The sequence below is a fragment of the Dolichospermum sp. LEGE 00246 genome (genome assembly GCF_015207865.1).
Taxonomy (GTDB): domain Bacteria; phylum Cyanobacteriota; class Cyanobacteriia; order Cyanobacteriales; family Nostocaceae; genus Dolichospermum; species Dolichospermum heterosporum.
This window is the reverse complement of sequence record NZ_JADEWA010000174.1, coordinates 1-10,286: the sequence shown is the minus strand read 5'-3', so window position 1 is coordinate 10,286 and position 10,286 is coordinate 1. Positions and strand designations below refer to the sequence as shown.

At 36.5% G+C, this 10,286-nt stretch carries 8 protein-coding genes; 6 read left to right on the top strand and 2 right to left on the bottom strand.

Annotation, left to right across the window (positions count from 1 at the left end):
• Positions 1-551: aromatic amino acid transport family protein (locus tag IQ228_RS13125; RefSeq protein WP_304511119.1), on the bottom strand; the 551-nt coding region annotated here is incomplete at its 3' end.
• 80 nt (positions 552-631) lie between these two features.
• Positions 632-1,834 carry an AAA family ATPase gene (locus tag IQ228_RS13120; protein WP_027401858.1) on the bottom strand — a complete coding sequence of 401 codons (1,203 nt, stop codon included), beginning with the start codon at positions 1,832-1,834 and terminating at the stop codon, positions 632-634.
• A 1,016-nt stretch (positions 1,835-2,850) separates the two neighbouring features.
• Between IQ228_RS13120 and cruG the strand changes: the two genes are divergently transcribed.
• The 6 genes from cruG to IQ228_RS13090 all read left to right on the top strand — a co-directional run.
• Complete coding sequence (gene cruG, locus IQ228_RS13115; RefSeq protein WP_370566887.1) at positions 2,851-4,029, top strand: 2'-O-glycosyltransferase CruG; 1,179 nt, start codon at positions 2,851-2,853, stop codon at positions 4,027-4,029.
• Positions 4,030-4,121: 92 nt separating this feature from the next.
• Entirely contained in the window at positions 4,122-4,337 is a 216-nt protein-coding gene (locus tag IQ228_RS13110) for an NAD(P)H-quinone oxidoreductase subunit O (protein ID WP_027401856.1), read from the top strand.
• Positions 4,338-5,097: 760 nt separating this feature from the next.
• Complete coding sequence (locus IQ228_RS13105) at positions 5,098-5,757, top strand: hypothetical protein (RefSeq protein WP_051424268.1); 660 nt, start codon at positions 5,098-5,100, stop codon at positions 5,755-5,757.
• 24 nt (positions 5,758-5,781) lie between these two features.
• A complete protein-coding gene (locus tag IQ228_RS13100; RefSeq protein WP_193963046.1) occupies positions 5,782-7,599 on the top strand; it encodes a hypothetical protein in 1,818 nt (605 codons plus the stop codon).
• A 1-nt stretch (position 7,600) separates the two neighbouring features.
• Positions 7,601-9,067 (top strand): DUF1802 family protein, encoded by a 1,467-nt coding sequence (locus IQ228_RS13095; protein WP_027401853.1) that lies wholly within the window; start codon positions 7,601-7,603, stop codon positions 9,065-9,067.
• 469 nt (positions 9,068-9,536) lie between these two features.
• Positions 9,537-10,286 (top strand): DUF262 domain-containing protein (locus IQ228_RS13090; RefSeq protein WP_193963045.1); only part of this gene is annotated, 750 nt, incomplete at its 3' end.

Here is a 10,286-nt window from a genome sequence, read left to right as displayed (position 1 = left end):
ATAATAATAAATATACCATTTATTCTTTCTATCAATCTATCTTTACCCCAATACATTAGGCTACCAAATACGAGAAAAAAACTAACTGTTCCTACCCACTGAGGTGAAATATGCTCTAATTCCCAAACTTTATCAACTGTGGTTGTTAAAATTTTGCCACCTTCAGTCATATATGCCACTAACAGGGCATAGTGGTTAAATACATAGGCAATTCCGGCAATTCTCGCTCCTGGTTTACCGAGAATCTTTTCTATGATTGCTAATAAACCTATATGAGAAATACCCTCAAATCTCATCACATTTAAAGTCAATTCTGCAATTAATAAACCGGAAGTTAAAGTATACAGCCATACAGTAATAAGTAGGATTGTGGATGGTATAATCCCGGATGGTAAAGTTACAGCAGGTAATCCAACAATCCCCGCCCCAATGGTAGTCCCGACAATTAAAGCTGTATTTCCTAAAACACTACCGGGTTGATGTTGAAATTTATGATTATCAAATTTTAGATGGGAAAATAATCGCGTTACTGTTTGTTCTTTTTTATTCATAAGTGCAGGTAATTAGTGTTATTGAGATTATTTATATCCCCGACTTCTTGAAGAAGTCGGGGATATTGTCTTGTGGTTAATTAAACAAATTTTTTGGTAAACTCACATATTAAGTCTACTCTACCTTTACGTAACATGGCTGGATCTAATCTTTCCGTGGTATTACAAGTCATTAGTATGACTAATTTCTGTTGCATTTGAATACCAGATTCGTCAATTATGCTTTGGTATAATGTCCCATCTAATAAGGCTAAAATATGCTCGGTTTTGTTGTTATATTGTGCTACTTCTGAAGCTCGATCTTGAGCTAAATTATCAGCTTCGTTGATGATAATACAAATCTTTTCTAAGTATGTTGGCGGCACAAAGTTAGTGATGGCATCATGATCTAAAATGAAAATTACATATCCTAAAGGGACAAGAATTTCTTTAGCAACACTTTGTGTCCATGCTGTTTTCCCTGTACCTGGTGCGCCATGTACTACAACGGCTAATTGACTTTGATCTAAAATTGTTTGTTGAACTATGTCAGTAAAATCTTGAATATCTTGGGGAAATGTTGGTAATGAATACTGACTATGAACTTTCCCAACACGACTTTGATATCCACTCAGCATAACTGCTAGATCATAGGTGGCTTTATTAATTAATGGCTTGATATTTTTAGCCATTAAAGTATAATTTCTTCTGCCTCTTTCATAAGCTTCAATTTGTAACCAAATATCATGTTCTGACCAGTAGGCATAAACTGTATTAACCACATCTAGTCTTTCCCAGTTTACAAATTTTTCAACGGGGAAATAAAAGTCTCGTTCTGAGTAATATTGGGTGATAATATCAGGGCGTTCTAATAGTTTTAAAACTCGTAAAACGGTTATTTCTTGGAGAAGATTCAGGACGTAATCAATAGGAATACTGTTGCGGCTGACAAATTGGACTAGGGGTGTTTCTGTGGTTAAAAAGTCTTTATGGCGCTGTTCTGGGGTGAGCATATCTGGTGTAATATAGTTCCAATATTTTTGGAATTCACCACGGGTGTAATCTGAAGCTAAATTTAAAATATTTGCCCACCAAGCATATTCTTTTCTCGCTAAAGCATCAGCATAATAACTGGCTAAATTAATACTTTTCTGGGTTAATTCTTGAGTGTCGTGGAATAGAATTTTACCGAAGTATTCCCAATCAAAATCTCTGTGAAATGGTCGCCAACCACTAGATAACAAGTGTTGAAAGTTCTTATTGGTGTTATTACTTTCGTTGGTTCGGAAATAGTCAAAATCCATAGTCAAATTATTCTCTGTTGAAACAGGCAATGATGCACAACTTTTTAATCACACTTATAAAGTAGATGCTGAAAACCCTTGAAGATGCGTTCGACTTAGGAGAACGCATCTGGGCTTCAGACAAGGGATGAAGGCTAGTTGCTTTCCTTTATCCTGCAATGACGTTAATTTGAAAATTTGAAATAATTTCAAATTTTAATCCATATTCGTGATACAATCAAATTGTCACTAAAGACATAAAAAGCTACCGGGGGACTCTCGGAAAGTTACGCTTGTCAGATATGATTTCGCCCGCCAGGGCAAACGAAATCAGGGCAAGAACCCAAATATTTAAGGAACCAATCCTGAAACTGGGATAACCGAGGGATATAGACTGAAACCCTCTACAGAATCTCCACGTCTTTAGACCGGAGAGTGTCAAGTAACATACTATAGCATTACACCAAAAGGTTTTTGCTGCTTAATGCTGATGGCGTAGCCTGTCCTTAGAGGTTGTGGGAAAAGTATTAGATGAAACCGATAATCTCCAGAAACCTAACCCCCCTTCCCTACCTCTCCCTAGCCCTCTCCTAAAAGGAGCTACTGTGTACATATAAGTAGTCCTGGTATAGGTTTCAACCTTTTTTCATCCGGTAATTTAAGCTTCCCCACCGCATAGTTTCAGAATTAGGAAGTTAAAATCAGTTGTGAGTTGAAGATTAGGGAACACCAAAAAATAAATTACCCAATTTTGTGGGATGGGCATCCTGCCCGTCCTTGATGATTAGCAAGCAAGATTGCCCGCACCACAAGAAATTTTTGGGTATTTTTTTAATTGGAAGTCCGTTACGTCTCAACTTGGTGGTTAGTCCGGCTATAAACCTCAAAAATTTGTGGACGTTCCATGGGTAAGGATTCTCGGCTCTACCATCTTTTTTGCAGATGCCTATTGTATATCGCTGGATAATTTAGGTCAATTTGCCTAAATTGCGAGAAGATTTAAAGTAGCTAGTTTATACAAAAAGTCAGGGTTGAAATTGCTAAATATTATTCCACTCCTATTGCTACTTGTCCAAGTACCGGCAACGGCGATTTTGCTTTCCCGGTTGCTGAAGGGTCCTAGACGTGATCCAGCTTTAACAGCACAACAGCCAACACCGGAACTTTTAGGCAGTGTGAGTGTGGTTGTACCGACGTTAAATGAGGCGTTGCGGATTGGTCCGCTTTTGGCTGGTTTAACTCGCCAAAGTTATGAGGTTCGGGAAGTTATTGTGGTTGATAGTCGCTCTCAAGATGGTACTCCCGATTTGGTAAAAACCGCAGCAGCAAATGACCCACGCTTTCGGGTGATGACGGATGATCCTTTACCTTCTGGGTGGGTGGGTCGTCCTTGGGCGTTGCATAATGGTTTTTTGTTCAGTTCTGAGGGGAGTGAGTGGTTTTTGGGTATGGATGCAGATATCCAACCTGATGCTGGTTTGGTGGCGAGTTTGGTGCAAACTGCGATCGCTAAAGGTTATGATTTGGTATCTTTATCACCGCAGTTTATTCTCAAGTATCCGGGGGAATGTTGGTTACAACCGGCTTTGTTAATGACGTTGTTGTATAGATTTGATCCGACGGGGATTTATACTGAACAACCGGAACGGGTAATGGCTAATGGTCAGTGTTTTTTGTGTCGTCGGTCTGTGTTAAAGGCTGTGGATGGTTACACCAGCGCGAAGGGTTCTTTTTGTGATGATGTGACTTTGGCGCGGAATATTGCCGCTAAGGGCTTTAAGGTGGGCTTTTTGGATGGGGCTAAGGTGCTAAGGGTGAGGATGTACGAGGGGGCGTGGGAAACTTGGAACGAATGGGGGCGCAGCCTTGATTTGAAGGATGCTGCTTCTCCCGCTCAGATTTGGGGGGATTTATGGGTATTGTCGGCGGTGCAGGGTTTACCTATTTTGATTTTACTGGGTTATTTGTCGCTGCCTTCTTTGGTGCTTTCACTGCCGGCGCTACTGTTGTTAGGATTGAATATATTTTTGGTGGTGATTCGCTTTGCCTTATTATTAGCGATCGCTCCCTCCTATGATCGGAAAGATGCCACTGGTGGTTGGTTATTCTGGCTTTCTCCGTTGGCTGACCCTTTAGCGGTGCTACGCATCTTTTTATCTGCATTTCACACTCCTAAGCAATGGCGCGGGCGGAAATATGGGGATGATGTCGGCTAAAAAACCAGGTGATTAATAGAAAAATTCCCCTTGTGTCTGGGTACAGGCTAAAATTTTCAGTAAAAGCGTTTATTTTGGAACGAGGGGAACTTATGGCGATTAAAAAAGGAAATATGGTGCGGGCTATTCGGGAAAAGCTGGAAAATAGTCTAGAAGCACAGGCTAGTGATTCCCGTTTACCTAGTTACTTGTTTGAAACCCAAGGGGAAATTGTGGATATTAAGGGTGATTATGCTTTGGTGAAGTTTGGACAAGTGCCAACGCCAAATATTTGGTTAAAGTTGTCACAATTGGAAGAGTTTGCCTAATTTAGATGTCTGATAGAAATAGATATCTCCAAAAAAGTAGAGACGTTCCATGGAACGTCTCTACAAGGTTTCTGGAAAACGCAGATTTAATTTTCACCAGATAGTTAATTTTCCTGATCGGAGCGATCGCTCACGTTTCTACCTCCTGTATCATCTACAGGTGGTGGTACTGATGCGTTTTGAGAACCACCGCCACAGCCTGTTATACTGAAAACGGTTCATATTTGGTTAAACTATGAACCGTTTTCAGTATGATAATGAACTATTTTTCTCGGTCTTCCATCTTGCTGCTGATTGATATAAGCGACTCTAATTTCTTACCTCTGAGGAAATATGCAATTAGAAACTTCCTACTCAAAAAATATCCCAATCCTGAGTATAAATGTAGGGGTTTAGCAAGAGCTTCATAGGTGTCAATTTAAGCTCAAATCCCTACCACATCTCGTTCCTAGTCTCTGACTAGGAATGCAGTTGATGAGGCTCTGCCTCTAATATCATTGAAGGCAGAGCCTTCTAGAATTCATTCCCAGTCAGAGACTGGGAATGAGGTAAGTTGAGTTCTTTGCGGGATAGATGTTTTACGTTAAGTTGACACCAATGAAGCTCTTGCTTTACCCTTACCTGTTCAGGGTATTTGCGGCATAAGTCATAAATATTGATTTTTGTCTTATTTACATCAAAATACTCAATATTATTTGATCTTTGTCCTAGTAACAAATACAATACTTATAATATTTTTTAGTTAATTAGGATACTGAATATGAACGCCCAAGCCCAAAATTTACAGACTTTATATGCTAAAACTCGCTTGCTGCTTGCGTTGTGGGATTTAGGAGCAAGTCAACAAGAAGTGAAAAAAGGTTTGCTGACGAAGCGGATAGTGGCTAAGGGTCAGAAAATGGCGGACTATAAGGGGATTTTAGAGGATTTGCAGGAACAGGGGGCTGTTACTGTTTCTAGGACTGGTTATACTCTCAACTCACCAATCGGTTTAGATGTATTGGGTGCGGGTTTGCGTAGTGATGAGTTTAAGTTTGAGGGAACTATTGTTGGGACTTGGGCAGCTAATGCGTTGTTGCGGTGGATAGGTCAAATTGATGTTGTAGTTGCTGCGCCGGTTGCGTCTGGTGGTGGGGTAATTGGTTCTTATGAGGAGTTTAAATCAGAGATTCTGGATTTATTCGATAAGTTAGACAAAAGCTATAGTCATGCTGGGTTAGTTCCTATTTGGCAGATACGCAAAGAAGTAGAAAATCGTTTACAACGCGATCAATTTAATGCTTGGATCATGGATATGCAAGCAGAGCAATTGTTATATCTCCAAAGTGGAGAAGCACGAGGAGCGACTGAAGAACAGAAACAAGACTCTATTAATAGTGAAATAAGAGGGCTTCTATTTTTCGTTAGTAAACCATTGTAATTGTCAAATAGGGAAATAATTAAAATGTCAACCACAGATAAATATGCCTTACTTGATAAGGCACGTAAAGAATCGGTAAATCCTTTTAGACTGGAATCAGTAATATCAGCTAATGAAGTTTGGGGTGATGTTATCACTGATTTACCTGGACTAAATCAACATATTGACGAAAGAATATTTGATGCAATTTCTGAAGTGCGTAAAAAGTATTCTAGCAAAATTGGAATTGCAATTAAAGGTGATAGAGGTACTGGCAAAAGTCATATTATCCATAGAGTATGGAAAAAAATAACACAAGAAGGAGATTCTGTTTTTGCCTATATTAGTCCTTGTACTAATCCCAAACGAATCAATTCTCATGTTCGCTTCTATTTATCTGATAGTTTTACATATCAAGATAGTCAAGGAATTACCCAATGGCAGAAATTAGCAGCAGCAGCAATTAATACTTTAAAAGGAACAGAGTTTGAGGACAAATATCGCTCATATATTGAAAAGTGTCATTCACCTAATGAATTACGGAAATATATTGTAGCTAGTCAAAATAAAACTACGCTATTAGGCTTTTTTGATGAATTAGTTGAAGCGATATTAGAAAATCAAACTGGAATTGATGTCAATTTTTTAAAGGCATTATTATTTTTACTTCTGAAAAATGCAATAATTGCTCAAATTGCCTTGGCTTGGATTAAAGGAGAAGATAATTCAGAGATTAAAAAAATAGGATTACCAGAATTTTTATTTGCAGAAAAAGAAGATAAATCTATCTGGATGATGGAACAAATCTGCAAGTTAGCGGAAATAGCATCATTGCCAGTGGTAATTTGTTTTGATCAACTTGATAGTGCTGGTACTGATAATGATTCTGGAGATAGCCCTGCTCAAAGTATTGCGAAATGTATTGATAGAATTTATTTTCAATGTAGTAATGTAATTCTTGTTTGCTGTGTTATTAGTGACACATGGAGAGAAATTGAACAAATGGGAAGTGGTATCCCAGATAGAGTTGGACAAAGAGCAGTTAGAGCAAAACCACCTACTACTGAACAGACTATAGAATTGGTTAAACTCAGACTAAATTGGTTTTACAAAAATAATAGTCTTAACGCTGAAGATTATCCTCATTTATATCCTTTTGAGGAAAGCAAAATTAAACATATTGCCAGTGAATCTGCTAGTGCGCGTTCTCTGATGAAATGGTGTGCTGATGAATTTGAAAAAATTACTCAAGTTATACCACCAGAAGATGAAGATAAGAAAAAAAAGAAACCTTTTTTGGAGAAGTACCAGGAGTTACTTAAACGAATTCGTATACCCATGAAAGATGATGATCAGTTAGCAGCAATCATAACTTGTGCCATGAACATGATTCCTAATGGTGGTACAGCAAATGTGGTAATTCAAGAAGTTAAAAAAATTGCTGATGCAACACATGATTTACATTTTATTATCTCTGGTTATGACTGCTTGCATAAATGCCAAATCAAAATTGGGGTAAGAATATGTGAAACGACAAATGGTAAAACATTTAATGCAGTAATGACGAGATTAGTAAACTACGATAAATACGGACTTACTCGTGGTTGTTTAATCCGTTCTAGTGATGTTCCGAGAAGTTGGAAAATTGGATATGCGCTAAAAGAAAAACTGGAAAAAGAGCAGGGAGGTGAAGTAGTGGTGTTGAAAAAAAATGATATTAAACCTCTAGTAGCGATTCAGAAAATTTACGAACAAGCTGAAGACTATGGATTTACCAAAGAAGAGGTAACTCAATTTGTGAAAGATTTAAGTCTTGCTGCTGATAATCTATTGATTTGTGAAATTTTGAGTGCGCCAGTGTGATATGAATAATCAAATAATAAATGGAATTCAATTACCAGCTTTTGATGTAGAAATGCTGGCTTTGGGAAAATTGATTGTAGTACCTTTCAAGCAGTTTCAACCTGAGGGTAAAGCCTTTTGGCTATATCCATGTCAACAACTCCCAAATAACCTCAGTTTAGAGGAATATTATCAACCTGAATATTTAGCAAAAGCTAAAAATGCCTTGGCTAAATATTCAACATACCCTATTCATCTTAAATTTTGGGCGCGTTGTGAATATCAATGGCGTATTAATCCTGATCAAAAGGATCTTTTACCGAAAATTACACAATCAACAATTTGGAATTTGAGTGCTTTAGAAAATATATTTGAACAGCAGAAAGTTCTCAAATTTTTGATGTTGCGAGTTTATTATCTTTCTAAACCTTGTATAGTTAATATACCAACAGATACAGGTTTATTTTACTGGACTAAATCTGAAGATATAGTACATCATGCAAGTGAAAATGATATTCCTGTGGTTTCTGATTCTAGTTTTAGCCAACGAAAAAACCTAATTTTATCTGGAAATATTTCTCCATACCAAAATATAGAAGCTTTACAGTTTCAATGTGAAAATATTTCAGAAACTAATCGAGATATTGAAAAGCTAAATCATGACATTAAGCAATTTTTAGGCTGGTATAGTGTTCCACCTATTCCAAAATTAGATAAAAGTTTAGATTGGATAAAAACAATTACATCTTTAGGAGATAGAAGCATAGAAAAAGATGATAGTACAAGCAACTATCAGGCAGGTACAAACTTTGAAATTGTTACACGCAAAAGCCTTAATTTTTTAGGATTTAAAGTAGAGGAAGATCACAAAGGTGGTGCTGGAGGTTTAGATTTATATTGTTCACAACCTTATTCTCTAGTTTGCGAATGTAAAGCAGGTAAAAGCATTCCTCATAACACAGTAGAAGAATTAGATAGAATTGGTAAAAGACATCTTCAAGAAAATTATCTTCAAGCTGTGCGGTTAATTATTGGACCTGGTGAACCTACTAAAAATTTGAAAGAATCGGCTCAAATCTCTAAAGTCAGTATTATCAAAGCTATGACATTACAAAAATTAGTTGAACTCAAAGCAAAATATCCAGGTGCGATCAACTTAATTGAATTAAAGCAATACTTAGAACCGGGACAAATTGATGATAAAATTAATGAATATATAGAAAAAGTAGAAAAAGAGATTAAATTGCGATCGCATATTATTCAAGTTTTGAAAAATTACTTACAACTTTCAAAAAATGAACGTATTGGAGTAGAAGCTCTTCATGCGGTATATGTAACTTCTAAACCACCACAAAACTTAGGAGATAAAGAACTATACGACATTCTCATAGAACTATCATCACCATTAACAGGCTACTTGGGAAGAATTAAAGAAGATTATTGGAAAAAAGATCGTTTTTATTACCTGCGTGACTTACCAATTAATTAAACTTTGTTCTTTACTCGTCCAATTCTGCAAATAAAGATTCTAAATTGCGATAACCACTAACTACACGGACAATTTCAATTCCATTGTCAATAACTTGAGTCACATCTGCGGAATGTGGGTTTAGATAAATTAATTTCTGGCGTTGCTGAATTGAGGTATGAAATTCCCAAATTGAACCTTTAAAACTCTTACCTTTGCGTCTTTGCGCCTTTGCGTGAGACTAAAATTCATACCCTTAATCAGCAACGCCTAATTTCTTTTATAGTCTGTTGCAACAGGTTAGAGCAGCGAATAATGACAACATGATTTGTAAAAATAAATACTGTAGATATCTGAGTTTTGCAAAATTTGAGTTACTCTAGCTAATAAAATAGCGATCTGCTTGCAGCAGCGCTTCGCTATCGCCATAACTCCTAATTGTATAATCATACTAGATTCTAATTTCCAGATTTTTAACTTAGGTAATTCTATGAACAGAACAATTAATTTTCAAACTATTTCTTGGTTTTGGGATCTCCATACAAGAAAACTCATTGAACTTGATCCACCTTATCAAAGACGTAGTGTTTGGAATCAAGACTATAAGGATTACTTTATTGACACTGTACTTAATGGTTATCCTGCACCTGCCATATTTATATATCAAGAGATTACACCTGAAGGAGTATCTAAAATTAGTATAGTTGATGGCAAGCAAAGATTATCTACTTTGTTTGAATTTGCTAATAATGAATTTCCTGTATATGAAAAAGCTACAATTGCAAGATTTCGTGGTAAATATTTCAAGGATTTAGATATTGAAGCTAAACAGAATTTCTGGAAATATCAGTTCGCTATTGAATATTTACCATCATCTGATGAAAAAATTATTGGTAATATATTTGACCGGATTAATCGTAATGTAATTAAGCTGACTTCTCAAGAACTTCGTCATGCCAAATTTAATGGAGTTTTTATTACTGCTGTAGAAGATTTGACTATATGGATGTTTGAATATTTAGGGGGAAATTTTCCGACTATTGATCAAAGAACAAAAAAGCAAATGAAAGATGTAGAAATGGTTGCACAACTATTGCTTTTTCTAGAAGAAGGCGTGAGGACTTATAGTCAAGAATATCTTGATAAATCATTTAGTGATAGAGATATTGATTGGGAAGATAAAGATAATATTGAAAATGAATTTCGTCATACTATTGAATCCATAAAAACCATATTAGAA

Bases quoted from the DNA above. Each gene is read 5' to 3' on its own strand.
- IQ228_RS13120 (WP_027401858.1), bottom strand. From the start codon at position 1,834: ATGGATTTTGACTATTTCCGAACCAACGAAAGTAATAACACCAATAAG.
- IQ228_RS13110 (WP_027401856.1), top strand. From the start codon at position 4,122: ATGGCGATTAAAAAAGGAAATATGGTGCGGGCTATTCGGGAAAAGCTG.
- IQ228_RS13105 (WP_051424268.1), top strand. From the start codon at position 5,098: ATGAACGCCCAAGCCCAAAATTTACAGACTTTATATGCTAAAACTCGC.
- IQ228_RS13100 (WP_193963046.1), top strand. From the start codon at position 5,782: ATGTCAACCACAGATAAATATGCCTTACTTGATAAGGCACGTAAAGAA.
- IQ228_RS13095 (WP_027401853.1), top strand. From the start codon at position 7,601: ATGAATAATCAAATAATAAATGGAATTCAATTACCAGCTTTTGATGTA.